Source organism: Halosolutus amylolyticus, from assembly GCF_023566055.1.
Lineage (GTDB): Archaea > Halobacteriota > Halobacteria > Halobacteriales > Natrialbaceae > Halosolutus > Halosolutus amylolyticus.
Genome location: NZ_JALIQP010000002.1, coordinates 1,018,801 through 1,042,973 on the forward strand (window position 1 = coordinate 1,018,801; position 24,173 = coordinate 1,042,973).

Genomic DNA, 24,173 nt, shown 5'->3' on the forward strand with positions numbered 1-24,173 from the left:
CGCTATCGAACACTCGAGATGCTCACGAGACCGTCGTCGTCTTCCTCGTCGGTCTCGTTGTCGTCGGTTGCGTCGTCGCCGGATCCGTCATCGTCCCCCTCCTCGTCGTTGTCGCCGTCGTCCGCTCCGCCGGTGCTGGCGGATTCGTCCGCATCCTCGACGACGCCGGCCGCGAGATCCTTCACGTTCGACTCCTCTACGGTCCGGACTCGTTGCGGGTAGACCCCGATCGCGACCAGCAGGTCCGACTCGGTCTCGACGGCCTCGGTGGCGTGCAGGCTGACGTCGACGGGGTGACCCTCGAACTCGGCGCTGGCAGTGAACCGGGACATCGTCGTCTCCTGGTCGAGGATCGTGACCGTCTCGTCCTCCTCGTGAGAGATGTCGTCGATCCCATCGTAGTTGTCCTCGACCAGTTCGACGAGTTCCGTGGTCGTCATCTCCTCGACCGGGTTGAACTCCCGGCCGGCGATCGAGACCTGCGGGGTCGTCAGGAGCATGAAGACGGCTCCCCGAGCGTCGCCGATCGGGCCCATGTCGACCGCCTTCTCGTGTTCGGTCAGGTAGTTCGTCACCGTGATCGTCTCCGAGTAGGGACCCACCTCGAACGATTCCGTGATCTCGATCGGTTCGATCCCGGTCTGCTCGTACCCGGTGTCCTCTCGAACGCCAGCTTCGACGCCTGCAGGCGCGGATTCGTGCGTATCGAGGCCAGCCAGGCCGAGACAGCCAGCGAGACTCGCGAGTCCGATGCTACCGGCACCGGCCAGGACCGTTCTGCGGTTCATCTTGCCGGCTCTTTCGGTTCGGGGACCATGAATATAGTGGGTTTAGAACCGTTCCGATGGTTGAAACGCGTCGATCGACTCCGAGAGCAGGACCGTCCCCGGGGCCGATCATCAGCCGAGAGTCCCGCGTTCCGATCGGCCATCGATTTACTCGAGATTCAGTTCGGCGCCGCAGTCCGGACAGACGAACTCCGACTCGCCGTCCGAGATTCGCACGCTGTCGCGTCCGCAGTCGGGACACTGGACCTCCCGATCGTCGAGCACGGGAATCCGATCGATCCGGACGTCCTCGGTCTCCCTGGGCGCGCCGATCGCGAGCGCGACCAGGGCCGCCTCACCGTCGTTGAACCCCGACTGAAACTCCCCCGGGGCGAACCGGATCGCCTCGTCTTCCTCGACCGTGATCTCGCCGTCTCTCGTCTCGAACGACGCCGTCCCCTCGAGGACGACGAACACTTCCTCCTGGTCCGCGTGGGCATGCACCGACCCGCTGAACCGCTCGCCCGGTTCGAGGGCGTAGCGCGTGATCGCGACGGACGTCGCGTTCAGCGGGTCCGAAAGCGGCCGTCGATCGGACTGCCAGGCGTCCTCGTACGGGTCGGGATCGATCTCGTCGATCGAAACGTGCTCCATGGACGGCCTTCGTGTCACTGGCCCAAAATTACAGTGGTTCGATCGGCGCGACCAGGGGAGCGAGCGCGGCGGTCGATCGATAGGGGCGAGTGCCGGAACAGGCCCCGCGAAGGTTTATCCGGTCACCGATGGTCCGTCACGAGCGTGACTCCAGCCGCCCCACCACGATCGAACGACCTTCGCGAGACCCTCGAGAGCGACGCGGTCGCACTCGGCGTCCTCGAGAGCGCATACAGTCCGGATCTCGTCGAGTTCTACGGCGACCTCGGCCTGGACTTCGTCTGGATCGACCTCGAACACGCCGGTCCGAGCCCCTGGGACGGCGAGCGAATGGCCGATCTCCTGCGGGCGGCGGACGTCTCCGGCACCGAACTTCTCGTCCGACTGCCGGAACCCGATCCCGGGATGGTCCGGAAGGCGCTGGACGCCGGCGTCCGGAACCTCTTCGTCTCGCGGATCGAGACCGCGGACGACGTTCGACGGGCCGTCGAAGCCGCCCGGTTCCGGTACGACGGCGAGCCAGGGAAACGCGGCTTCGCCAATCCCCGCGCGAGTCGGTGGGGGACCGCCGACGACTACGTCGACACCGAGGACGAGGAAATCGTCGTCGGCGTCACGATCGAGTCCCCCGCGGCGATCGACAATCTCGACGAAATCCTGGCCGTCCCGGACCTCGGGTTCGTGTTCGCCGGCCCGCTCGATCTGGCCGTCTCCCTCGGCCACCCCGGCGAGCCGACCCACGACGAGGTCCAGGCCGCGGTCGAAGAAATTCGGGAGCAGGCGATCGACGCCGACGTCCCCCTCGGCGGACTGGGGTTCGGAATGGACGACGTCAACGAGAAAGCCGACGCGGGGTACCAGCTCCTGAACCTCGGGAGCACGACCGGCGCGCTCGGGAGTACGGTGCGATCGTGGCTCGAGGAGTACGAGGGATAACGAAAGAAGGGAACCGATCGAAGCCGGCGGGCACAGCCGATCGAACCCGACGACCACGGTCGATCGGGCTCAGCGCTCGTCCCGCGAACGCCGCGCCGGCGGGGTCCGGGAGAGGACCTTGCCGAACAGGTCGCGGTTGTCCGCGACGAACCGGTAGGCCCCCTCGCGGAAGCGCCTGTAGTCCTCGAAGTGTCGGAGGAAGTCGACGGCGTCGTCGACGGGGCCACCCCTGTCGACGCGGCGGAGCGCCTCCTCGATCGAGGCCCCGCAGGAGTACACCCGGTCGTCGGTCACGAGGTGGGCACACTCCTCGTAGTACTCCGGCAGTCGATCGCGCAGGTCGGGCGTCAGGTCGCTGAAGCCGACGACGCGGAGGTCCGATAGCTCGTCGACGTACTCGGCCCACCACGTACAGAACCCGCAGTCGTCGTCGTAGACGAGGGTCGGCTCGGGCATACTAGCGACGTCGTGCCGGAGGCACTAACCTCTGGCTCCGCTCCGCGATCGAGCGCGGGGCAGAACATTATTGACGGTTCTGGTCAATCGAAGGGCATGAGCAGTGCGGCCCGATCGCTCTCGGAACCGCAGGTTCTGGCCCACGCGAAGCGGCGGCTCTTTCCGACCAACGAGAAGCGCCGATCGTACGCCGTCGCCGACACGCAGTTCGCACGGGACGAGTGGCTCCCCGGCCGGCCCATCCGGCCCGACGTGCGCGATCGGCTGGCCCCGTTCAACCACGTCCAGATCGGCGGCGGCTATCCCGACCTCGTGGGCGTGGGCCGCCTCGAGTCCGACCTGCTGGCCGTCGATCGGCTGGGCGAGGAGCCGCCGCTGATCGCCATCGAGGCGAAAGGCGAGACCAGCAACGGCGTCGACACCCACCTCGGGATCGCCCAGGCCCACGATCGACTCCACGAGGCGAACGTGGCGTACGTCGCCGCGCCGGCGGCCGCGATTTCCGCGACCGATCGGACGCTCGCCAGAGAACTCAACGTCGGCGTCCTCGGCGTCGATTCGACGGGCGACGTGGCGGTGCTCGAGCGCCCGCGGGTCGTCGGCAACCGGACCTCGACGGAGGCGACCGCGTTGCGCTTCCAGGCCAGCGCACAGGGCGTCGCGGACGCCTCGTTCGGACTGAACCACCCGAAGAACTACCTCGGCTATCCGCTCGCACACTACGCCGACGGCGATACCGCGTCCCTGCTGTCCGAGTACGACGTCGTCGGCGCGGTTCGGGACGCGAAACGCGGGGCGCGGTTCCTCGGACTGATCGACGACGGACCGAACGGCCCGGAACTGACCTCGCTCGGTCAGGAGGTCGTCCGGTTCGCGCTGGCCCGCAACGGCACCGTCGAGGCCGCCCTCGCGGAGTTCCAGGACTGGTACCGATCGCGTAAACGGTTCGTCGACCTCGCGCCCGCGTGGGGCCGGCTCGCACGGCGGGTCGTCTTCGACTACGAGGCCACGGAGCTGCTCGTCACGGAACTGCAGTGCATGCACGACGACGGGATCACGGACCCGTCGCTCGTGGACCTGGTCGAGTACCTGCACGAACTCCACCCCTCGTTCACGATCGAGCTGTTCGTTCGCGGCGACGAGGCCGTCCGGAGCCGGGTCCTGACCGACGACGGGGCGTTGCGATCGGCCCCGCTCGAGGACGGCACCGTCTACCACTCGCCGACCGTCTTCCAGCTGAAGGCGATGCTGTATCACACCGGCATCCTGGCCGAACGGGGCGCGGAGCCCCACCGGCTGGAGCCGATCGAGGATCGCTGGGCGCTTCGGGAGGCCGTCTAAGACCGTCCCGGCTAGCGCTCGAAGACCAGCCCGTAGTGGTACGGCGGCAGGTCGATCCGCCGACCCCGATCGAAGTCGCCGGCGTCGGTGACGAGAGACCGGGTTTCTGCAGGCGAGAGCCGGAGTTCGGTCGGGGGACCTCGCGGATCGCCTGCGATCGTCGTCTCCGCTCTCGGGAGCGGGAGCCAGTTGACGACGACGAACGTTCCGTCCGGGTCGAGTGCCGCACCGACTTGCTCGACGAACGCCGTCGGGTCCTCGATCCCGTGAAACGCGTTCGCGCACAGGCAGACGTCGACGGGCTCCGGCAGGTGGGAGGTGAGCGATCGGGCGTCGCCGCGGACGGGGACGACGTTCTCGACGCCCTGTTGGTCAGCGATCGTCTCGAGTTCTCCGAGCAACGTCTCGTCGAGGTCGAGGGCGTAGACCGGGGCCGGATCGGTGATCCGGGCGGCCGGAAGCGCGAAGTAGCCGTTTCCACACCCGATCTCGACGAGGGAGTCGCCGGCCGCGACCCCGAGCCGCCGGAGCGTCTCTCCGGGCGTCGGCCAGAGTCGTCCCCACCAGTCCCAGTCCGGCTGTCCGGTGTTCCGGAAGCGGTCCATGGCGGAACGTTCGAATTCCGATCGTATAATCGATCGGCCACTGCTAACGGGCCGGGAATTTCCGCGGTCGCGATCGAGCGCGGTCCCTCACGAGTTCGATCCGGGGCGATGCGCCACGCGAGGCTTCGATTCGAAACGGCTTTTTCACCGTCTTCGAAATGAGCGGTGTGAACGACGATCGACTCCAGTTCTGGGCGCTCTATCTCGCCCGCTTCGCGGAAGGGTTCGGGTTCATCACGTTGATCACGCTCCTGCCGTACTACATCAACGCGCTCGATCCCTCCGGCACGACGATCCTCGGCGTGACGATCGGGGCCGGCCTCGTCGTCGGGCTGTACACGACCGGCTTTACCCTCGCCCAGACCGTCGCCGTCGTTCCGGTCGCGTGGGCCGGCGATCGCTTCGACAAGCGAACCGTCCTGCTCGTCGTCCTCGGGATCGGGATCGGCGTCTACGGGCTGTTCCCGATCGTCGACTCGAGCGCGTCGTTCATCGCGATCCGGGCGCTACAGGGGGTCGCCGTCACCGGTGCCGGGCTGATGTCGCTGTCACTGGTCGGCCAGCTCGCCGGGGGTGACACGCGAGCGAACTACATCGGGAAAGCGAACGCGGCGAGCTTCGCCGCGTCGATCGCCGGAAGTCTCGGTGCGGGGACGCTCTACGAGGCGTTCGGCTTCGGCCCGATCTTCGCGATCATCGTCGCGCTCATGCTCGTCGCGTGGCTCGGCACGGTCCGGTTCCTCGAGGGCGACGAGACGCGCATCCACGGCTTTCCGTTCGCCGACCTGGCGCTCAACCGACGCATTCTCACCCTCTCGAGCTTTCGGTTCCAGTACGCGTTTTCGGTCACGCTGGTTCGAACGTGGGTGCCGATCTTCGCGGGCGTCGCCGCCGCCCAGGGCGGACTGGCCTACGGCGGTCTCGCCGTCGCGCTCACGGTCGTCGCCGAGAAGTTCACCAACATGTGCTGTCAGCCGTTCACGGGCCGGCTCTCGGACGGCTACGGGCGAGCACTGTTCGTCTTCGCGGGCGGCGGCGCGTACGGCCTCATCGCGCTGTTCGTCCCCCTGTCGCCGGCGATCGGCACTGCGATCGGCGCACCGTCCGAACTCGTCGTGGCGATCCCGACGGTGCTCGCCGGCGCCGCGCTGCCGATCGGAACGGTCCCGACGCAGGTCACGCTGTTCGGCGAGGTTTCGCCGGCGTTCCTGCCGCTCGTCGCACTCTCGGGACTGCTGGGCGTCGCGGACAGTTTCCGCGAACCGGCGAGCATGGCCCTGTTCGCCGACGAGGGGACCGCCGACGGAGGTGTCGCCTCGAGTTTCGGCATCCGCGAACTCGTCTGGCGACCGGGAAGCGTGATCGCACCATTGCTCGGCGGGTGGCTCATGTACGAGGTGAGCATGGCGTCGGTCTTCTACGTCGGCGGCGCGTTCGCGCTGACCGGCGTCGGTTCGTTCCTCCTCATTCTGGTGTGGGTCCACGGGGCGAACGCCCTCACCGAGTGGTAGCGGGCGGCAGGGGCTCGGCCCGATCGACGACACCGAACAGAACCTGACCGCCAGAATACGGGCGCGACGGGATTTGAACCACGCGAACGGCTCGTTTCACTCGCCGTTCTCTACTTCGAATCCCTCTACCGTCGCTGCCGCTCACGTCGTTGTTCGCGGCAGAACGACGGGCGCGGAGGGATTTGAACCCCCGACATCTTGGTCCGGAACCAAGAACTCTGTCCACTGAGCTACGCGCCCTCGAAAAAACCTAGTGCGATCGACGACATAACGGTTCCCCTTCCGATCGCCCGTCGACGACTTATACGGATTGCTGTAACGATGTACCGGCGCAACCGCCGCCCAGATCGTGGTTGCGCCGGAAATGACGTACAGTAAACCGTATTACAGCGACGAGGTGTCCGCCGCCCCGCACCCGGACGGGTCCCCGACCGGGGACGGGCCTCGATCGATCGTGATCTCGAGTTCGCCGTCGGTCGCCGCGACGGTGACGGCGTGGTCACCGTAGGTGAACTCGATCGAGTCGAACCCGGATCCCGACTGGCAGAGGGCATCGAGTGCGTCGGGATCGATCGCGGAGTAGAGAGGCTCGAGGTCGAGCGGGTCCACCCCTTCGACGCGAGCCAGCAGATCGATGACGGCCGTACTGGGTCGTCGATCGTCCGCCGGGCCAACTCTCGTAGACGTGCTCGAGGTGTTCATCACTACTGGTGAGGTGATCGGAGGTAAAGAGAATGACTCAATATTCCGCTCGCGTTCGGGAAGATAGAAAAATCGTTCGGGCGGCGATGAGCGAATATCCCGCGGACGGCGTCGATCCGTGATCGCGTTTCGGGAACGGAGACGGAGATTCCGGTACCGGACGACGGTTCGACGGTCGGTCACTCGACGATAGCCGAAACGCCGTCGAGATTCGTCGGACGGGGAGCCCGTTCGATTCCGCACCACCCGTCGGGGAGCACCATTCAAAAATATTCGTCGGTGGTCGGAACACGGCGGTACCCCACAGCACCACGGGAGCGACACGGCGGTGCTACCGACTCACTCCCGTCGTGGGACCTCGTGCCGGCCGAACCCGTACCGGAGTCGGTTCGCCAGCCGACGCGAGAACCGGCCGTCGTCGGCCCGCGAGCCGAACCGTTCGGCGAGCGAGGTGTAGATCAGCGGCAGCGGCACCTCCTGTTCGAGGGCCTCCTGGACCGTCCACGTCCCGGTCGATCCGCCCTCGACCCGATCGGCGACGTCGCCGAGGTCGGTCCCCTCCTCGCGGAACGCCTCCTCACAGAGTTCGAGCAGCCACGAGCGGATGACCGCGCCGTTGTTCCAGACCGACGCCACGGATTCGAGATCGAGGTCGTACCGGCCCTCGTGGAGGAGTTCGAACCCCTCGCCGTAGGCCTGCATCAGCGCGTACTCGACGCCGTTGTGGACCATCTTGACGTAGTGACCCGATCCCGCGGACCCCATCCGCTCGTGGCCGTCGGGGCCGGTCGCGACGGCGTCGAAGACGGGCGTCAGTTCGTCGTATGCCCACTCGGGACCGCCGACCATCAGGGAGAAGCCGAGTTCCGCCCCGGCGGGGCCGCCGGAGGTGCCACAGTCCAGGTACGCCGCGGGGCAAGACTCCGCGCGGCGGACGGAGTCCTCGAAGTAGGAGTTGCCGCCGTCGACCACCACGTCGTCGCCGTCGAGGTGGGGTTCGAGTTCCTCGAGCGTGACGTCGACCGCCTCGCCCGCCGGGACCATCAGCCAGATGCGCTTGTCCGCCCCGAGCCGATCGACGAGGTCGTCGATCGAGTCCGCCGGTTCCGCACCCGCGTCGGCGGCCGTCGCGATGGCCTCGGCGTCGAGGTCGAAGGCGACGATGTCGTGGCCCGCCGCCAGCGTGCGATCGACGACGGTCTGTCCCATGCGTCCGAGTCCGATTACGCCCAGTTGCATGGTCGATGCTGGGCGATGCTACGAGGTAGTGGTTGTGATTCGGCGGCCGCTCGCTCGACCGGGCGGGCCACCGAACGTGCCGGGGGAGGGTTCTGGAGGCGACGACGCGTCGCAGGCGAGAAGAGCGCGGCGTAGACGGTGCGGCGGCGATCGATAGCCGGGGCTCCCGGTTCGTGACCCTGGACCGGTCGAGCGGCGTCAGTAGACCGGGTCCTCCAGGCGGGCCCAGCCGATCGCATCGAGGACGACGATCCGGTCCTCGTAGCGAACGTAGACGCCGTTGTACTCGCAGCCGGCGGCGTCGTAGTACGGGAGCGAACTCCGGACGGCGTCGACGACCGACCACGCGCCGTCGCGGTCGAGGGTGACGTGTTCCCACTCCTCGCGCGCGTCGTTGCGGACCGCCCGATCGATCGCGCGTCGCGCGCCGGGGATGCGATCCAGCTGGTTGGACGTCGCGTCGACGACGGTCGCGCCGGTCGGCACGTCCTCGACGATTCGCGCGCCGAGATCCGCCTTCGATCGTGCCGACGACGTGCGCGAACGGCCCGATCGAAGCACGTAGCCGGCAGCAGCGGCCGTTCCGACCGCGAGAAGTGAGAGCCCGATCTCTTTGCCCCTGATCATTATGCGAGTACGTAACAGTAACCGATTAAGTATCTTTCGGCGGAATGTCTGACGTCGATGATTGCCATCGAGTCGCAGTCGACGCGCCGCCCCTAGAGGGCCGCCGACAGGTTCGTCGTGATCGCGCCGGCTACGACGAGCAGGGCGAGGCCGACGACCGCCGCCGCCCGGTAGAACGGCAACGCGTCGGCGGCGGGTTCGCGGAGTTTCTTCCCGTTGAGACCGGCTTCGAACCGCTTGGAGCCGACCTCGACGAGGCCGGCGAACGCGAGCCAGAGCACGACCATGGCGATCACCAGCTGGCCGTTCGTGGACCCAACGAGCCTGTCGGCAGTGTATCGGGTCCCCGCGAGGTGGCCGCCGGTGAGTAACAGGACCAGCGCGCTCACCCGCGAAATCGTCGTAAGTCGACCCGCGATCCGTTCGAGCGGCTTCGTCGTGTTGAACGCTCCATCTCGAGCGAGCGGAACCACGACGAACGCGACGTAGAAGACGCTGCCGGCCCAGATCGCGGCAAAGAGCAGGTGCGTCGTCTGGGCGAGAAACGTATCGATCATACAGGGTGACTCGAAGCACGATGGTATCAGCGTTCCGACTCGCGGACGGGATCGGCCGCGAGCGCCCGCTCACTCGAGCCACTCGGGCGTCCACGCGACCAACCGTCGCCGGACGCCGGCGTAGACGAGCGAGACTGCGATCCCGCCGAGGACGACCGCAGGGAACCAGCCGTCGAAGACGAACAGGGCAGGCACCGCGAGCGCGACGGCGACCGCGGCGTCTTCGGGTGCGCCGTCGTACCGAATCCATCGGCGCGGGCGCAGCCACCGACCGCGAACGTGATCGTAGACCGCCCGATCGCTCGGGTTCGTCCAGGGATCCATCTCCGGCCCGCCGCCGAGGGCGTCGCTCGCCGCGTGAAGCCACGCGGCCACCGCGACCGCCGCGAGAGCGACGGTGAGCGCGGTCGGAACGAGCGCGGCGAGCGTCGCCGCGAGCACCGCCGGCACGACGCCGGCGACGGGAAAGTGGAAGCTCCGCCGGTGCTCGAGGACGAGATCGAGGTCGGGCGCGAGGCCGCCGAGGATCGCGCCGACGGCGAGCGGACCGGCGAACTCCGGCGCGGCGTAGGCGACGGGGGCGACGGCTGCGAGCCCCGCGAACGCGTGCGTCGTCGCCATCATGGCTCGGCGTAGGCGGCCGATCGCCAAAACGCTACGCGAAACGGCAGGGGAAACGGCGCCGATCGGGTCCTCGCCCCTCGAGTGCGATCCCGGAGCGGAACGATCGCCGGGAGAGAGCGATCGCGTCGAGCCCGCTTCGACCGTGCGAGTGCTTGCGTCCGGCTTATCGGCGCGGCAGTGGAATCACGATCATGGATCAGTCCGAGCGATCGCGAGAAGTCGAGACGCGAACGCGCCGACGTTTCATCGGGACGGCGACGGCGGCCGCGACGACCGCCCTCCTAGCGGGCTGTGGCGGCCCCGGCGAAGAGGGAGGCGGAGAAGAGGACGACGGCGAACCGGAGGCCGAAGAGGGGACGGGCAACGGTCAGGAGCGGGACGAGGACGAGGACATGGGGAACGAGTCGGACAACGAGTCGGACGACGCCGAGAACGAGACTGACAACGAAACTGACGACGGAGGGTAGGCGGGCGGAGCCCGATCGAATCGCGTCACTCGATATGTTCGCCCTGGTAGCTGCCGTCGTAGACGTCCTCGTGGTTCGCCTCGGCGAACACCAGCTGGGCGATCCGGGCCCCGCGTTCGATCTCGACGTCGTGGTGGACCTGCAACAGACCCTCGCCGCGGCCCTCGTAGCCGGCGTCCCAGACCGCCGTGTTGAGCATACAGGAGTTGCGCATGAGCGACGATCGCGGGTAGACGAAGCCGACGTGACCCTCCGGGATCGCGATCCGCTCGCCGTAGCGGGCGACGTAGGCTCCCTCGGGGAGGTAGTAGGTGTCGGGATCCTTCTGCTCGAGTTCCTCGAGCGGGCGGGCGATCCGATCGCCGATCTGCTTGTCGTCCCGGCCGATCCGACCGGGTTCCAGTTGCTCGAAGACGACGTCGACGGTGAGATCGACGCCGTTGGGCTGGACCTGCTCCTCGTCGATCGGCGAGACGTGGTCGGCGACGAACGCACCTGAACGGAACATATCCACGCAACGCCCCGGAAGTGAGATAAGCCGTTCGTTCGCCGACGGTCCTCGCGAACCGCCGACGGACAGCGGCCAGCCGACAGGGGGATCCGATCGGCGACGCCGGCGAACGACGAATCTCGGTCGGCGACGACGGCGGACGGAGGTTTCGATCGATCGCGTCCCGTTCGACGGGCGTCCAGTGAGCTGGCAAAAATTACTCGAAAACTGCTATACTGGCGGGGAATTCACACGGTCGATCCCTACAGAAACACGCTGGTTTTATCAGGACGGACAGCCGAGATTCGGGTGCTATGGGACAGACTCTTACCGAAAAGGTTCTCGACGACCACCTCGTCGAGGGCGAACTCGAGACCGGCGAGGAGATCGGGATCGAGATCGACCAGGTACTCACCCAGGACACGACAGGCACGATGGTCTGGCTCCAGTTCGAGGCGATGGGGCTGGACGAGGTCCAGACCGAAATCGCCGCCCAGTACTGCGACCACCAGACCTACCAGTTCGACTTCAAGAACACCGACGACCACCGTTTCCTGCGTTCTGCGGCCGGCAAATACGGCGCTCACTTCTCTCGCCCCGGTAACGGTATCTGTCACAACGTCCACCGCGAGAACTTCGCGGCCCCCGGCAAGACGCTGCTGGGTTCGGACTCTCACACCCCGACCCCCGGCGGCCTCGGCCAGCTCGCGATCGGTGCCGGCGGGATCGACGTCACCGTCGCGATGGGTGGCGCACCCTACTACATCGAGATGCCCGAGATCGTCAACGTCCGACTCGAGGGCGAACTCCCCGAGTGGGCCACCGCGAAGGACATCATCCTCGAGATGCTGCGACGTCTCTCCGTGAAGGGCGGCGTCGGCAAGATCCTCGAGTACACCGGGCCCGGCGTCGAGACGCTCACCGCGCCCGAGCGGATGACCATTACCAACATGGGCACGGAACTCGGCGCGACCACGTCGATCTTCCCGACCGACGAGCAGACCCAGGACTACCTGGAACGCGTCGGCCGCGGCGACGAGTACGTCGAACTCCAGCCCGACGAGGACGCCGAGTACGACGACGAGATCGTCGTCGACCTCTCGGATCTCGAACCGCTGATCGCCCAGCCGTCGATGCCGGACAACGTCGTCCCCGTCAGCGAGGCGGCCGGCCAGTCCGTCGAGCAGGTCATCGTCGGCTCCTGTACCAACGGCGGCTACGAGGACATCCTCCCCGTCGCGAAGATGCTCGAGGGCCGCGAAGTCTCGATGGAGACCGAGACGATCGTCGCCCCCGGATCCAAACAGGCCTCCGAGATGCTCGCCCGCGAGGGGTGGGTCGCGGAGATGATGGCCGCCGGCGTCAACTTCTCCGAGGCCACCTGCGGTGCGTGTATCGGGATCGGTCACGTGCCGTCCTCCGACTCCGTCTCGCTGCGGACCTTCAACCGCAACTTCGAGGGTCGCTCCGGCATCGAGGACGACAACGTCTACCTCTGTTCGCCGGAGGTCGCGGCCGCCGCCGCGATCAAGGGCGAAATCGTCGATCCGCGGGACCTGGCGGACGAACTCGGCGACCTCGAGGCCCCCGGCGTCGAACTCCCCGACGAGTACACCGGCTCCAAGACCGACCTCATCAGCCCCGACGAGGCCGTCGACGACGAACTCATCAAGGGCCCGAACATCGGTGACGTCCCGCTGAAGGATCAGTTGGGCTCCGACATCGAAGGCGAGGCGCTGCTCAAGATGGAGGACAACATCACGACCGACCACATCATCCCTGCGACCCAGGACATCCTGATGTACCGGTCGAACGTCCCCAAACTGAGCGAGTTCACGCTCTCGCGCGTCGACGACACCTTCGCCGAGCGCGCGCTCGAGGCCGACGGCGGCTTCCTCGTCGCCGGCGAGAACTACGGGCAGGGCTCCTCGCGCGAACACGCCGCCCTCTGTCCGATGTACCTCGGCATCGAGGGCGTCCTCGCACAGAGCTTCGCGCGCATCCACCGCGCGAACCTCTTCAACTTCGGCATCGTCCCGCTGACGATCGACGAGGAGACCTACGAGTCGATCGACCAGGGCGACGAGATCGAGATCGTCGACGACGTCTACGACGCCGTCACCTCCGGCCAGGAGGAGTTCACGGTCCGCGTCGGCGACGAGGAGTTCACCGCGACGCTCGACGCCTCCGAGCGCGAACGCGACATCCTCGCCGCCGGTGGCAAACTCGCCTGGACGAAAGAACAGGCCGAGGGAAGCGGCGCCGCACCCGCCGACGACTGATCGCGCCACGACGCTTCGATTCTCCCTTTTTTGACGGCGCCGACGGACAGTCGCTACTGGGCCCGAAAAGAACGGCTGGACGTTCGGTGAGCTATTCAACAGCGGGTCCGTACGATCCGGATATGGACTCGACATCGCAGGACGTTCTCGTCGAACTGCTCGAGACGCCCTCGCCATCGGGCTTCGAAACCCGCGGACAGCGCGTCTGGATGGACTACGTCGAACAGTTCGCGGACGACGTCCGGACGGACGCCTACGGGAACGCCATCGCCGTCCACGAGGGCGACCCCGACGCACCGGAAGTAGTTCTCACCGGCCACGCCGACGAGATCGGCTTCATCGTCAGATCGATCGACGAGGACGGGTTCGTCAGGCCGGGTCGAATCGGCGGCAGCGATCCGTCGGTTTCCCAGGGCCAGCACGTGACGATTCACGCCGCGGACGGTCCCGTCGAGGGTGTCGTCGGGCAGACGGCGATCCACCTTCGCGAGGAGGACGACGACACCGAAATCTCGGACCTCTGGATCGACATCGGGGCCGAGAGCGAGGACGAAGCGACCGAGCGCCTCGATATCGGCGACCCGATCACGTTCTCGTCGACGGTTTCCTGGCTTTCGGAGACGCGTCTCGCCGCCCGCGGGCTCGACAATCGCGTCGGGACGTGGGCCGCCGCCGAGGGCTTCCGGCAGGCCGTCAATGCCGGCACCGAAGCAACCGTCTACGCCGTCTCCACCGTCCAGGAGGAAGTCGGCGTCAAGGGGGCGCAGATGGTCGGGTTCGACCTCGAGCCGGACGCCGTCGTCGCCGTCGACGTCGGCCACGCCGTCGACTACCCCTCCGCGCCGAGCGAGAAGACGAGCCGGATGGAACTCGGCGAGGGGCCGGCGCTGGGACGGGGGAGTACGAATCATCCGGTGCTGTTCGAGGCCCTGCGATCGATCGCCGACGACCGCGACGTCGAGGTGCAAGTCGAGGCACTCGGCCTCGGAACGGGGACGGACGCCGACGGCTTCTTCACCGCGGCCGGCGGGATTCCCTCACAAGTCGTCAGCGTCCCCAACCGGTACATGCACACTCCCGTCGAGGTGATCGATACCGACGATCTCGAGGCCGTGGCGACGCTTCTCGGGGCGTTCGCGAGCAACGCACACGAGTTCGCTCCGTTCGCCGTCGACATCTGAGCACCAGGGCTCGAGAATCGGACCCGGTGTCGGAACCGGTACCGACATCCGATCGGAGCCGATAGCTCGACCGAATGCCGACCCGCGGACACGAAAACGAGGGGTATCGACGGCTGTTCGACGACGACGGACTCACCTTCGGCACCGGCTTCCCCCTCACGGGGACGAGCCGATCGACGCCCCCGATCGACGAGGAACTGCGCCTCGCTGCCCACGCGGAAGCCGTCGGCTTCGGCGGCCTCTGGGCACGCGACGTTCCGACCTACTGGCCGAAGTTCGGCGACGCGGGCCAGACCGTCGATACGTGGCCGTGGCTCTCGCAGGTCGCCGCCCACACCGACGAGGTCGCGCTCGGCACCGCGAGCATCGTCCTCACGTTGCGCCACCCACTGCACGTCGCGAAGGCGGCCGCGACCGTCGATCGACTCTCGGACGGCCGGCTCGTCCTGGGCGTCGCGAGCGGCGATCGCGATCCCGAGTTTCCCGCGTTCGACGTCGACCCCGACGACCGCGGCGATCGGTTCCGGGAGGCCGTCGAGGTCCTCCGGACGGTCTGGCGGGAGGAGTATCCCGAACTCGAGGGCGACTGGGGCGCGCTCGAGGGAGACCTCGACGTCGTCCCGAAGCCGACGTCCGAGACGCTCCCCCTGTTGCCCACGGGCCACGCCCGCCAGTCCCGCGAGTGGATCGCCGCGCACGGCGACGGCTGGCTGTTCTACCACCTCCCGGAGGAAACGCTCGCGAGCTATCTCACCGACTGGCGCGCCGACGCGGGCGCAAAGCCGTTCACGATGGTCGTCTGCGTCGAATTCGCGGACGATCCGACGGCGGACCCCGAACCGCTGCACCAGGGATACCGCGCCGGCGTCGAGTGGTTCCGGGACTACTTCCGGCGGCTCGACAACCTGGGCGTCGATCACGCGATCGTTTCGATCGAGAACGAGGATTCCGAGCAGGGGCTCACGCAGTTTGGAGAGGAGATCATCGACGAACTGTAGTCACTGCAGTTTCGGAAGCGGATCAGGGTCCGAATCCCTCGAGAGAGCGGATCAACTCGAGATATACCCGATCTCTGAACCGTCTGTCGCCTGTTGACCGGCATACTGCAGACCGGTAACGTGGTCAACGAGAATAATACAATACGCCCATCGTGGGTACGTTCTCGTGTGTTCCTCACCACGGGAACACATCACCGGTTGGGGGATGTCTCCACGCCCTTGGGGGGGTACGACATTCCCGTTTTTCAACGATCGCCACCGATCGACCGGTAGCTGAGCTAGCACTGCTCCCGTTTTCTGGACACATCACTGCCGCTCGACGAGAGGATCGCGGTCGACGAGAGCGACGCGACAAAAAGAAGTCGTAGTTCATCGAGCCGACACTATCGGCGTTCGTATCCGTCCAGTTCCGGATTCAGCTCTTGCACTCGACGGATACCTTACGAGGGGAGGTCGTGTCGACATCCACACTGTCTCCGTCCGCCTCGACCTCGAACGTGAGCGACTCCGTTCCAGAATCCAGTTCGACGTCCGCATCGGCACTGGAAGCGTTGCACGCGGCCTCGATCGAGACGGTTTCGTTGCTTCCGACCGATTGGTACTGGACGGTTTCATCGGCGTTCCCGCTTTCATCGTATTCACCCACGTAAATCGACACCTCGAGCGGATCGAGTTCGTTCTCGAAGTTGTTGGTGACGTTGAATACTCCCTTCGTCTCGCCCGACTCGAACGTGACGGTCGAACTATTCTCGTAGTCGAACGCCAGGTACGCATCGTCGTCTCCGACCACCGAAACCGCCGACGAACGATCGGCTTCCGTAGAGCTAAACGCGCCGCTGCCTCCGAGCAGGAGGAGAAGGACGGCGACGATCAGCAACGCCGTGCTGGCGAGTTTGAGTCGGTTCATGGATCAGTGTCGATCGGAAACGTGTTCGACTTCGGGTGGTTCGCTGTCGATTCCGAGCCGGTTTCGCCTCGAGTAGAACCGGTGTGCGAGCGCCGAGACGGCGAACGCGACGACCACGAAGACCCCCCACGTGAACTGATCGATCACCGAGAACGGGAATATCTCGAGCGTTGAAACCGCGAAGGAGGCCGCCGCGACGGCCGTCAATCCGAGGTAGTAATCGCTCCACGGGATCTCCCGCCCGCGAACGACGTCCATGTAAATCTCGACGTCCTCGAGCGCCTCGGTCGGCTCGACGACGCCGTGGTTGTGGTCGTACTCGAGGACGCCAGCCTTGTCCATCTTCGGGAGGTGGGTCTGCTGGAGCGCCGTGTAGACGCGCTTGCGATCGGTACTCGAGACCTTCTCGATCGGCGTCCCGTCCTCCCAGGCCGCGATCTCCTGGGAGATCTGCCCGACGTCGACCGGGCCGTCCTCGCGCATGAGCGCGTGGAGGATGTGTCGTCGTCGCTGGTTCGAGAGGAGCGTAAAGAGCTCGTCCTCCGAAATCGATCCACTATCGTCCGTCGTCTGTTCCCCCCCAAGGGAACTCGCCCCCGCTGTCGCCATCGACTGAAGCTAATTATGTCGACCTATTAATCCTATTGGTAATTCAGACATTAATCGAGAGAAACAGTTCTGGTGGGGTCGAGAACCCGACAGTGGACCTGGTGGCGACGCGGTCATTTCGAAGACGATGCGTTTCGGTTCCGGGTCGATCGAAAACTGACGATAGCGGACCGGCACCGGGAGGTCAACGACCCCAATCCGCCGGTTCGGGGTGCCGAAAGCACCCGTTGACCGGTGTTCAACACCGTCGATACGGGTCACCCGGACGAGTCGATACGGCGTTGACCGACGGTCAACAGGGAGTGGTGATCGGTCAACTCGCGTACTACAATGGGCCTTCCACCGGGAGTATGGAGCGAGTCCCTTCGAGGGACTGGCGACAGAACCATGCAACGACGCAAGTTCGTAATCGGAATGGGGGCATTGGCATCAGGTACTGCGGCTGCGGTCGGCTCAGGCGCGTTCACGACTTCGAAGGCAGACCGTTCACTCGAAGTGTCCGTTGCGGCCGATGACAGCCAAGCCTTCCTCGCAATGGATCCACAAGACGAGGATAGAGTTAGAACCAACGGCGACGGTGCGATCGAAATTGACCTAGCTCAGGACAACACTGGAAACAGTGAAACTGCTGACACGGGGGTGAATCCGAACGGGTTTACTGATTTCCTGAATCTCTTCACAATCACGAACCAGAGTACGAACGATCTCGTCGTGATGATCGACGGTGCAACGGACGTTCAATCATACGAGGGGATTTCGATTTTCAGCGCTTACGACACGAGTCGGGAACACGAACCTGGAATTTCCGATAACGCCGGCAGCCCGCCGCCGCTCGAATACGACGAGACGGAAGGCGGTGCTAATTATAAGATCCCCAGCAACTTCGATCCGACTGACTACTTCGGTGAAGGAAACGACTACCCAGTTCTCAGTCCAGGTGAAACACTCGATGTCGGGTTCTACTTCGTGACGGAAAGTGCACCCAGTACGCGTCTATACAAGGATACCAGCCTGACGGTCGCTGCCGTTGCAGTCGACAGTGAGCGGGACAAGAGGTCGTAACACCACCTCTACGCCCCGAGTCATCCACTACAATGAAACGACGACGATTCGTCATTGGAACGGGCGTATTCGCCGCTTCCACGAGTATCGTGCTCGGCTCGGGAGCATTCACGACGACGACAGCCGACCGGTCTGTCTCGATCAGCGTGGCAGATGAAGACCCGAATGCGTTTCTCGCGATAACCGCTGAATCGGAAATTGCCGAAGTCGGTGAGGATGGAACGATCGAGATAACGATCGACGAGCAGCTCGGAACCAACGACGGCAAAGGCGTCGGTGTAGACTCGTCATACACGTTCTGGAACGTCTTCTCGGTGCAGAACTATGGCACAAATCCAGTGAACGTGTATGGAGAGCCAGGTCATCTAGAAGATCACGAAGGTGGTGCTGGAACACCAGAGATAGTCGAACCGACTGATAACGAGATAACAGTTACTCTGCTTGACGGGAACGGTAACGAACTCGATATTCAAGAACTCCAACCCGGTGATCCAAAAGAAACCGTATCTGTGAAAATAGATACCACGGATGTCGAGCCGGGTGCTGAACCTCATCAGGCAGAGTACGTGCTCGTCGCCGAAGCAGTAGAGTAACGAACAGCCAGAGGGTACGAGCGCCCCTCACTGACGAAATCCAATCGATGAAAACGTCTCACGCCACACTGGTGTTCGCTCTCGTTCTCGTAGTGGCAATACCGACTGCTGCAGTAACTGTATTCGACACCAACTCCCAGGATCGGATCACCGACGACATCGTCGCCGAGCCATCTGACGGCCCGAACGGCGCGTACGCGTTCGTCGACAACGACACCGACGAGCTGGTGGTCGATCTGACCGCGAGTAACGACGAGGTCGAGGGTGACGGCGTCTCACCGGACGCGCTCACCGGAGTTTCGGACGTCTTCACCCTCACGTACGAGGGCGACGAGTACGCCGAAGTCTGGCTCGAGGACGACACTGACGACGTCACCTTCTACGACGGTGCAGGGAATTCGATCGAAGGCCAGGCCAATAACGTCACGCTCCACCAGAACCAGACGGTTCACGTCGGCTTCTCGGTCGATACCCGCGATCTCGAGACGATCGATCCGATTATCGACTCGATCGAGATCAACGCGCGAGTGCCCGACGACGACGGCGATGGCGGTGGCGGAGGCGGTGGCGGCGGCGCCCCGTCGCCGGGACAGCCCGCGCCGCCCGACCCGGCACCGCCGGATCCGACCGTCATCGTCCAGACGCCGGCGGACGACGTCCGCAACGTGCAGGTCCTGAACGCGCAGGGCGGCACCGCGGTGACGGTCGACCTCGAGGAACTGCGGATCGGCCCGCACGTGACGCTCGATCGGACCGACGTCACGATGGTCGACGATCGCAACGCGATCTACAGCATCGACGCGTCCCAGAAGGGGCCGAAGTTCGAGCCCCTCGACACCCTGCCCGCACAGGCGGGCGCGGAACCGATCGGGAGTTACAAGATCGAGGATCCGCCGGCGGCCGACGCCGTGAAGTCGGTCGAGTACGGCTTCAGCGTCGATCGAAACTACCTCGAGAACGAGGAGATCGAACCCGACGAGGTGACGCTCTACCGGTACGACGACGACAAAGGCACGTGGACCACGCTCGAGACGAAGGTCCTCGAGACGAGCGACGACCGGGTCGCGTACACCGCGACAATCGATCGATTCTCGCTGTACGCCGTCGGCGTCGACACCGCGGCGATCACGGTCACCGACGCGACCGTCGAACCCGATACCGTCTCGATCGACGAGAACGTGACCGTCACCGGGATGATCGCCAACGACGGGCAGGACGAAGGTGAGTACGACGCGGTGCTCACGGTCGACGGCGAGGTCGTCGATCGGCAGACCGTCACCGTCCCCGCAGGCAAGTCCGTCGAGGTGTCGTTCGAGCGCTCGTTCGACGAGGCCGGCGAATACGACCTCGGGATCGGTACCGTCCCCGCGGGCACGGTCACCGTCGAGGCCGCGGAGGAACCGAAGGAACCGATCGAAGAACCCGGCGGGTTCGGAGTCACGGAAACGGGACTCGTCCTCGTCCTGCTCGCGCTCGCGCTGACCGCGCTGTGGTTTGTCCGTCGGCGACTCGACGACGAGAGCCCGTTCGATCGACGGTAGCCGACCCCACTTCGATCGGTTCGGACATCCACGGCCGAACTGGGGAGCCTATTTCTTCGCAATCGCTCCGCAAGAGCCGTCCCTGTCTCGTATCGAGTCGTGAGTCGAGCGTCGAAACGCGTGTTGAAACGGTGCCGAGGTTAAGGTGCGTTCAAGCCTACTCCGTTACACGTCGCCTGCTCTCGACCGAGTGTGGCGCGGCGGCGAGGACTCCCCCAAGGGACGACCCCGACACACTTCCCCCCAAGGAATCGCCGCGAACCGACCCGGACGTGAGTGCGGCGAGAGGCATTGCTGGCGCTGCCAGCAACTGCACTCGTTTCACGAACGCTATGCTGGACCAGAACCGGCGATCGGACCACGACACAGCACCGATAGCCGATCGAGTCGAGAACGCCGCCACCGCGACCGATGGATCTGTGTCGACCGTTCGACGGGACCTCGTTCTTCTCGGATGCGTTCCGTTCCTGCTAGTGATCGGGTTTTTGCTCCCGGCAGAACTGCAGCGACGACTCGCGTTCCGGTACACCGATCCGTCAGTTCTCACCGCGTACACGGCACCTTCGTGCACATCGAACCGGCGCACCTCGTCGCGAATCTGATCGGATACGGACTGCTCGCGGGGACGTGTTACCTGCTCGCGGTCGAATCCGACCATCGTTCGTTCTTCGTGATCGCGTTTTCCGGAATCGTGCTGTCGTTTCCACTGACGCTGTCCGCGCTGAACCTGGCGACGCCGAGAAATGGGATCCTGTACGGGTTTTCGGGCGTAAATATGGCACTTCTCGGTCTGTTGCCGCTGTGCCTCGTCGAGTTCGCCCGTGTTCGGTTCTGGATCGGGTTCGAACGCCGTGACGGCGGGATGCTCTTCTTCCTCTCGCTGGCAGCGATCGCGATGCTGGCCGTACCGCTCTCGCTGATGACGAGTGCACTCTCGCTCAGCGCAGTCGTGATTTCCGGATGGTACGTCCACGATCTCACCGATCGAGGCTTTCGATTGGCTGGATTTCTACGGCTGGTACTCGAACGGAGGCACGACGGCAATCAGTTCGTTCTCGGAAGCGTTCTCTTCGTGTCGTACCTGTTCGTCGGATTTCCGACCGACATCGTCACCGACGGTTCCGTCCTGAACCTCTACGTGCATTTCCTCGGGTATAGTATGGGCTTCGTCGGATCGTACGTTCTGCTCGAAGCGCAGGTCTTCGGTCCACCCGCCCCGGCTGAGGCGAGGGATTCCCAACTCGAAACACGGTCTCGATGACTGGGCGAACTCGGGTGGAGTCAAGATCGGCCCGTACCCGAAACACTGGACAAAAGACCACTGAATCACACGGGTATCGAGGCCGTGAACCGCCCCGATTGCAATCAGTTCGAGAGAGCGACTCTCACGAGTCATCACGGCGGATCTTCCGTCTTCCGAGCGACCCCGAGGCATCCGGCCTGCTCCGCCTGTAGATTACCGCCCCAAACATCTCGCAGAAAACATGTATCTGAACCAGAAATATAATGTAAGTAGCCAATAATTCACGATAGTGAATGAGTCGGGTATGGATCGGGAGACTGATACAGGGAGTGATACTCCTCACCATTATTTCACTGGTGATAGGTCAACTACTTGGACAACCGGTCCTACTTGGCTTCGTCAAAACGGGCAGTATGGAACCGACGATCGAGACCGGTGACGGATTTATTGCGATTCCGAGCGCGCTTGCCGGGGATCCTGAGACAGGGGACGTCGTCGTCTTCGAAGCCGAAGAGATCGACGGCGGCGGGCTAACGACACACCGTATCGTCGACGAGACGGACCAGGGCTACGTGACTCGCGGTGACGCCAACCCCTTCACCGATCAGGACGGGGGTGAACCACCGGTACAGGACGCACAGGTCGTGGCGACGACGGTACAGGTCGGGGACTCGGTCGTCACGATTCCACATCTCGGAACGCTCGTGATGGGACTCGACGACGGGCGCGAGTCCGTTCAGACCTGGCTCGCGGCCACCGTCGGCGTTCGATCGCTGCTCGGGACGACGGGTCTCGCCTACCTGTTACTCGGCCTCTCGGCCGTCGCGTACACGCTCGAAACAGTCCGTGAACGTCGTGACCAGGATCGTGAGTCGCGTCTCGGACGCGACCGGAAACGGGTCCTCGATCCGCGGGTAGTCTGCGGGACGTTCGCGGTACTGGTCGTCGTCGCGGCGACTGCCGCAATGATCGTCCCTGCGGGAAGCCACTCTTACGATGTCGTCAGTTCGGAGTCGCCCTCGGAACGCCCGCTCGTGATCGAGCACGGAACGACCACGGACCTGCCATACACCGTCGCCAACACCGGCGCGGTTCCCGTCGTCTCGTATTTCGAATCCGACAGTGATCGCGTCGCCGTCGATCGTGAGCGCGTGACGGTCGGGAGCCGAGCGGAAACCGACGTCACCGTTTCCCTCACTGCACCGGCAGATACGGGATACTACCAGCTGTACGTCACCGAACGCCGGTATCTGCACGTGCTCCCGCTACCGGTGCTCGATTTCCTCTACGGCGTTCATCCCTGGATTCCGATCGCCGTTATCGACGCCCTGTTCGGTGGGACGACCTACGCGGTCGGACGAACGACGATCGACACGGGCCGGTATCGAGGACAGTATCGAAGTCTCCGAAGCGATCGTCCGAGAACAAGCCGTCGAGAACGTTACCGTGACCGATAACTATGGGTAAGCATCCAGTTCGAACGGAGACGTGGTCGAACCGATGACCGAGACGCAACTACGACTGCGAGCGACATTCGCCGAGTACCGACCGATTATCGTCGTCGCACTCGTCGTGCTGCTGGCAGTCGGTGGATGGGTGACGTACGGGACGTACGTCGATCCGGGCGAAGAGACCGAACGACAGCGCGTCGATTCGTGGATAGTCACCGGCGACGTCTCACACGGCGCAGAAATCACACGGGAGAACGCTGTCTTCGAGAACGGATCCGAGTTCAACGACGAACCGGTCTACTACACCGAACTCTCGCCGACGGCCACTGGCGAATTCAGCGTCAGGTATCATGCGACGTCGGGAGAGAACGTCACGATCACGATCGTTCCGGAACTCGTCTATCGATCCGCGGACGAGGACGTAGTGTACTGGGAGCAATCCAGCGAACTGTCGTCGGTCACCGAATCGAACGTCGCTCCCGACGAAGCGGTAACTGCGAGTTTCGACGTCAATACGACCGCCGTCGAAGACGAGGTTGGAGAAATCGAGGACGACCTGGGAGCCAGTCCCGGGGAGACTGCAGTGTTTGTCCGCGCCACCATCGCCGTTGACGGCCAGATCAACGGTCAACAGCGGTCGGTGAGTCAAACGGAGCGCGTCACACTCTCGATCGATGGCGGGACCTACCGTTTCGAGAACGACGACGCGTTCGAGGAGTCGTTCGACGAGTACGAAACCGTATCTGTCACGCAGTCGCACGGGCCGATTCGAACCATCGGCGGACCGCTCTTGCTAGTACTCGGGGGAGCCGGACTGATCGCGAGTGTGATCGCCGATCGGCGCGTTCTCGACCTTACGGACGGCGAGCGACGCTGGCTCGAATACGCCGCCGATCGATCCGAGTTCGAAGACCTCGTCACGACCGCAGCGCTTCCAGCCGACGTTCTCGATCGGCCCCGCGCCGAAGTCGCGTCGTTCGAAGACCTCGCTCAACTCGCGATCGACCTCGAAACTCCACTGATCGACGAGCGAACGGAAGAGTGCTACGTCGTTCCCGGTGAGGACGTCTGCTACGTCTACGACCCACCAGAACCACCGTCTGCGAATCACGCTCCCAAATCGACGCCGGGAGACGGATCGAACTCGATCCTCGAATTCGCATCAGTCGACGACGAAGAAACTGACAACGAGGACAGCGTCGTTGAAGCGGAAACGATCCCTGACGAAGCGACTGACGAGACCGCAAAATAGTGATCGGTTCGAATGGACGGAACCGCCCCGACCACGCGCGACGAGCGGACCGTCGCGGGGTATCCAACTGGAGGGAAG

25 protein-coding genes and 1 tRNA gene are annotated in these 24,173 nt (G+C 64.7%); 13 read left to right on the plus strand and 13 right to left on the minus strand.

Annotated elements, in window-relative coordinates; translation table 11 throughout:
* Positions 1-2: 2 nt before the first annotated feature.
* Both MUN73_RS11445 and MUN73_RS11450 read right to left on the minus strand, forming a co-directional pair.
* Positions 3-788 carry a DUF6517 family protein gene (locus MUN73_RS11445; RefSeq protein WP_250140600.1) on the minus strand — a complete coding sequence of 262 codons (786 nt, stop codon included), beginning with the start codon at positions 786-788 and terminating at the stop codon, positions 3-5.
* Positions 789-935: 147 nt separating this feature from the next.
* The gene (locus MUN73_RS11450) at positions 936-1,421 is read right to left on the minus strand and encodes a cupin domain-containing protein (protein ID WP_250140601.1); all 486 of its coding nucleotides are present in this window, start codon (positions 1,419-1,421) and stop codon (positions 936-938) included.
* 144 nt (positions 1,422-1,565) lie between these two features.
* Here MUN73_RS11450 and MUN73_RS11455 point away from each other — a divergent pair, with 144 nt between their 5' ends.
* The gene (locus MUN73_RS11455; RefSeq protein ID WP_250140602.1) at positions 1,566-2,357 is read left to right on the plus strand and encodes an HpcH/HpaI aldolase family protein; all 792 of its coding nucleotides are present in this window, start codon (positions 1,566-1,568) and stop codon (positions 2,355-2,357) included.
* A gap of 69 nt (positions 2,358-2,426) precedes the next feature.
* On the opposite strand, the gene MUN73_RS11460 is transcribed toward MUN73_RS11455, so the two are convergent.
* Entirely contained in the window at positions 2,427-2,813 is a 387-nt protein-coding gene (locus MUN73_RS11460) for a DCC1-like thiol-disulfide oxidoreductase family protein (protein WP_250140603.1), read from the minus strand.
* A 96-nt stretch (positions 2,814-2,909) separates the two neighbouring features.
* Between MUN73_RS11460 and MUN73_RS11465 the strand changes: the two genes are divergently transcribed.
* Entirely contained in the window at positions 2,910-4,154 is a 1,245-nt protein-coding gene (locus tag MUN73_RS11465; RefSeq protein ID WP_250140604.1) for a hypothetical protein, read from the plus strand.
* A gap of 11 nt (positions 4,155-4,165) precedes the next feature.
* Here the strand turns inward: MUN73_RS11465 and MUN73_RS11470 are convergent, their stop codons facing one another.
* Complete coding sequence (locus tag MUN73_RS11470; protein ID WP_250140605.1) at positions 4,166-4,759, minus strand: class I SAM-dependent methyltransferase; 594 nt, start codon at positions 4,757-4,759, stop codon at positions 4,166-4,168.
* A gap of 158 nt (positions 4,760-4,917) precedes the next feature.
* Here MUN73_RS11470 and MUN73_RS11475 point away from each other — a divergent pair, with 158 nt between their 5' ends.
* Positions 4,918-6,270 carry an MFS transporter gene (locus tag MUN73_RS11475; RefSeq protein WP_265339171.1) on the plus strand — a complete coding sequence of 451 codons (1,353 nt, stop codon included), beginning with the start codon at positions 4,918-4,920 and terminating at the stop codon, positions 6,268-6,270.
* A 167-nt stretch (positions 6,271-6,437) separates the two neighbouring features.
* On the opposite strand, the gene MUN73_RS11480 is transcribed toward MUN73_RS11475, so the two are convergent.
* The 6 genes from MUN73_RS11480 to MUN73_RS11505 all read right to left on the minus strand — a co-directional run bounded on the left by MUN73_RS11480 (position 6,438) and on the right by MUN73_RS11505 (position 10,019).
* Positions 6,438-6,510: transfer RNA gene (locus tag MUN73_RS11480), tRNA-Arg, on the minus strand.
* 144 nt (positions 6,511-6,654) lie between these two features.
* Positions 6,655-6,972 carry a HalOD1 output domain-containing protein gene (locus MUN73_RS11485; RefSeq protein WP_250140607.1) on the minus strand — a complete coding sequence of 106 codons (318 nt, stop codon included), beginning with the start codon at positions 6,970-6,972 and terminating at the stop codon, positions 6,655-6,657.
* 339 nt (positions 6,973-7,311) lie between these two features.
* Positions 7,312-8,211 carry a phosphogluconate dehydrogenase (NAD(+)-dependent, decarboxylating) gene (gnd, locus tag MUN73_RS11490; RefSeq protein ID WP_250140608.1) on the minus strand — a complete coding sequence of 300 codons (900 nt, stop codon included), beginning with the start codon at positions 8,209-8,211 and terminating at the stop codon, positions 7,312-7,314.
* A 198-nt stretch (positions 8,212-8,409) separates the two neighbouring features.
* The gene (locus MUN73_RS11495; RefSeq protein ID WP_250140609.1) at positions 8,410-8,838 is read right to left on the minus strand and encodes a hypothetical protein; all 429 of its coding nucleotides are present in this window, start codon (positions 8,836-8,838) and stop codon (positions 8,410-8,412) included.
* Between the two features lie 92 nt (positions 8,839-8,930).
* Positions 8,931-9,395 carry a copper resistance protein CopD gene (locus MUN73_RS11500; RefSeq protein ID WP_250140610.1) on the minus strand — a complete coding sequence of 155 codons (465 nt, stop codon included), beginning with the start codon at positions 9,393-9,395 and terminating at the stop codon, positions 8,931-8,933.
* A gap of 69 nt (positions 9,396-9,464) precedes the next feature.
* Positions 9,465-10,019 carry a metal-dependent hydrolase gene (locus MUN73_RS11505; protein ID WP_250140611.1) on the minus strand — a complete coding sequence of 185 codons (555 nt, stop codon included), beginning with the start codon at positions 10,017-10,019 and terminating at the stop codon, positions 9,465-9,467.
* 191 nt (positions 10,020-10,210) lie between these two features.
* On the opposite strand from MUN73_RS11505, the gene MUN73_RS11510 reads away from it, so the two are divergent.
* On the plus strand, positions 10,211-10,486 hold the full coding sequence (locus MUN73_RS11510; protein WP_250140612.1) for a hypothetical protein: 276 nt from the start codon (positions 10,211-10,213) through the stop codon (positions 10,484-10,486).
* A gap of 25 nt (positions 10,487-10,511) precedes the next feature.
* Here MUN73_RS11510 and MUN73_RS11515 read toward each other — a convergent pair whose 3' ends face one another.
* On the minus strand, positions 10,512-10,994 hold the full coding sequence (locus MUN73_RS11515; protein WP_250140613.1) for a deoxyuridine 5'-triphosphate nucleotidohydrolase: 483 nt from the start codon (positions 10,992-10,994) through the stop codon (positions 10,512-10,514).
* 296 nt (positions 10,995-11,290) lie between these two features.
* On the opposite strand from MUN73_RS11515, the gene MUN73_RS11520 reads away from it, so the two are divergent.
* From MUN73_RS11520 to MUN73_RS11530, 3 genes are all read left to right on the plus strand, one after another.
* Complete coding sequence (locus tag MUN73_RS11520; RefSeq protein ID WP_250140614.1) at positions 11,291-13,258, plus strand: aconitate hydratase; 1,968 nt, start codon at positions 11,291-11,293, stop codon at positions 13,256-13,258.
* A gap of 122 nt (positions 13,259-13,380) precedes the next feature.
* Positions 13,381-14,439 (plus strand): zinc-binding metallopeptidase family protein, encoded by a 1,059-nt coding sequence (locus MUN73_RS11525; RefSeq protein ID WP_250140615.1) that lies wholly within the window; start codon positions 13,381-13,383, stop codon positions 14,437-14,439.
* Positions 14,440-14,513: 74 nt separating this feature from the next.
* Complete coding sequence (locus MUN73_RS11530) at positions 14,514-15,437, plus strand: TIGR03571 family LLM class oxidoreductase (protein ID WP_250140616.1); 924 nt, start codon at positions 14,514-14,516, stop codon at positions 15,435-15,437.
* A gap of 415 nt (positions 15,438-15,852) precedes the next feature.
* Here the strand turns inward: MUN73_RS11530 and MUN73_RS11535 are convergent, their stop codons facing one another.
* Complete coding sequence (locus tag MUN73_RS11535; protein WP_250140617.1) at positions 15,853-16,344, minus strand: hypothetical protein; 492 nt, start codon at positions 16,342-16,344, stop codon at positions 15,853-15,855.
* Between the two features lie 3 nt (positions 16,345-16,347).
* Entirely contained in the window at positions 16,348-16,953 is a 606-nt protein-coding gene (locus tag MUN73_RS11540; protein ID WP_250140618.1) for a DUF7344 domain-containing protein, read from the minus strand.
* 387 nt (positions 16,954-17,340) lie between these two features.
* Between MUN73_RS11540 and MUN73_RS11545 the strand changes: the two genes are divergently transcribed.
* The 6 genes from MUN73_RS11545 to MUN73_RS11570 all read left to right on the plus strand — a co-directional run bounded on the left by MUN73_RS11545 (position 17,341) and on the right by MUN73_RS11570 (position 24,095).
* Positions 17,341-18,015, plus strand: a complete 675-nt coding sequence (locus MUN73_RS11545; RefSeq protein WP_250140619.1) for a hypothetical protein — start codon at positions 17,341-17,343, stop codon at positions 18,013-18,015.
* Positions 18,016-18,047: 32 nt separating this feature from the next.
* Positions 18,048-18,608: a hypothetical protein gene (locus tag MUN73_RS11550; protein WP_250140620.1), complete on the plus strand. Its 561-nt coding sequence runs from the start codon at positions 18,048-18,050 to the stop codon at positions 18,606-18,608.
* Positions 18,609-18,700: 92 nt separating this feature from the next.
* On the plus strand, positions 18,701-20,149 hold the full coding sequence (locus MUN73_RS22700) for a PGF-pre-PGF domain-containing protein (RefSeq protein ID WP_250140621.1): 1,449 nt from the start codon (positions 18,701-18,703) through the stop codon (positions 20,147-20,149).
* 565 nt (positions 20,150-20,714) lie between these two features.
* Entirely contained in the window at positions 20,715-21,410 is a 696-nt protein-coding gene (locus MUN73_RS11560) for a hypothetical protein (RefSeq protein ID WP_250140622.1), read from the plus strand.
* Positions 21,411-21,685: 275 nt separating this feature from the next.
* Entirely contained in the window at positions 21,686-22,849 is a 1,164-nt protein-coding gene (locus MUN73_RS11565) for a signal peptidase I (protein WP_250140623.1), read from the plus strand.
* A 43-nt stretch (positions 22,850-22,892) separates the two neighbouring features.
* A complete protein-coding gene (locus MUN73_RS11570) occupies positions 22,893-24,095 on the plus strand; it encodes a DUF5305 domain-containing protein (RefSeq protein WP_250140624.1) in 1,203 nt (400 codons plus the stop codon).
* Positions 24,096-24,173 lie beyond the last annotated feature (78 nt).

Bases quoted from the DNA above. Each gene is read 5' to 3' on its own strand.
- MUN73_RS11475 (WP_265339171.1), top strand. From the start codon at position 4,918: ATGAGCGGTGTGAACGACGATCGACTCCAGTTCTGGGCGCTCTATCTC.
- MUN73_RS11445 (WP_250140600.1), bottom strand. From the start codon at position 788: ATGAACCGCAGAACGGTCCTGGCCGGTGCCGGTAGCATCGGACTCGCG.
- MUN73_RS11570 (WP_250140624.1), top strand. From the start codon at position 22,893: ATGACCGAGACGCAACTACGACTGCGAGCGACATTCGCCGAGTACCGA.
- MUN73_RS11550 (WP_250140620.1), top strand. From the start codon at position 18,048: ATGAAACGACGACGATTCGTCATTGGAACGGGCGTATTCGCCGCTTCC.
- MUN73_RS11535 (WP_250140617.1), bottom strand. From the start codon at position 16,344: ATGAACCGACTCAAACTCGCCAGCACGGCGTTGCTGATCGTCGCCGTC.
- MUN73_RS11500 (WP_250140610.1), bottom strand. From the start codon at position 9,395: ATGATCGATACGTTTCTCGCCCAGACGACGCACCTGCTCTTTGCCGCG.
- MUN73_RS11465 (WP_250140604.1), top strand. From the start codon at position 2,910: ATGAGCAGTGCGGCCCGATCGCTCTCGGAACCGCAGGTTCTGGCCCAC.
- MUN73_RS11470 (WP_250140605.1), bottom strand. From the start codon at position 4,759: ATGGACCGCTTCCGGAACACCGGACAGCCGGACTGGGACTGGTGGGGA.
- MUN73_RS11565 (WP_250140623.1), top strand. From the start codon at position 21,686: ATGAGTCGGGTATGGATCGGGAGACTGATACAGGGAGTGATACTCCTC.
- MUN73_RS11525 (WP_250140615.1), top strand. From the start codon at position 13,381: ATGGACTCGACATCGCAGGACGTTCTCGTCGAACTGCTCGAGACGCCC.
- gnd (WP_250140608.1), bottom strand. From the start codon at position 8,211: ATGCAACTGGGCGTAATCGGACTCGGACGCATGGGACAGACCGTCGTC.
- MUN73_RS11510 (WP_250140612.1), top strand. From the start codon at position 10,211: ATGGATCAGTCCGAGCGATCGCGAGAAGTCGAGACGCGAACGCGCCGA.
- MUN73_RS11545 (WP_250140619.1), top strand. From the start codon at position 17,341: ATGCAACGACGCAAGTTCGTAATCGGAATGGGGGCATTGGCATCAGGT.
- MUN73_RS11540 (WP_250140618.1), bottom strand. From the start codon at position 16,953: ATGGCGACAGCGGGGGCGAGTTCCCTTGGGGGGGAACAGACGACGGAC.
- MUN73_RS11515 (WP_250140613.1), bottom strand. From the start codon at position 10,994: ATGTTCCGTTCAGGTGCGTTCGTCGCCGACCACGTCTCGCCGATCGAC.
- MUN73_RS11505 (WP_250140611.1), bottom strand. From the start codon at position 10,019: ATGATGGCGACGACGCACGCGTTCGCGGGGCTCGCAGCCGTCGCCCCC.
- MUN73_RS11520 (WP_250140614.1), top strand. From the start codon at position 11,291: ATGGGACAGACTCTTACCGAAAAGGTTCTCGACGACCACCTCGTCGAG.
- MUN73_RS11485 (WP_250140607.1), bottom strand. From the start codon at position 6,972: ATGAACACCTCGAGCACGTCTACGAGAGTTGGCCCGGCGGACGATCGA.
- MUN73_RS11450 (WP_250140601.1), bottom strand. From the start codon at position 1,421: ATGGAGCACGTTTCGATCGACGAGATCGATCCCGACCCGTACGAGGAC.
- MUN73_RS11460 (WP_250140603.1), bottom strand. From the start codon at position 2,813: ATGCCCGAGCCGACCCTCGTCTACGACGACGACTGCGGGTTCTGTACG.
- MUN73_RS11495 (WP_250140609.1), bottom strand. From the start codon at position 8,838: ATGATCAGGGGCAAAGAGATCGGGCTCTCACTTCTCGCGGTCGGAACG.
- MUN73_RS11530 (WP_250140616.1), top strand. From the start codon at position 14,514: ATGCCGACCCGCGGACACGAAAACGAGGGGTATCGACGGCTGTTCGAC.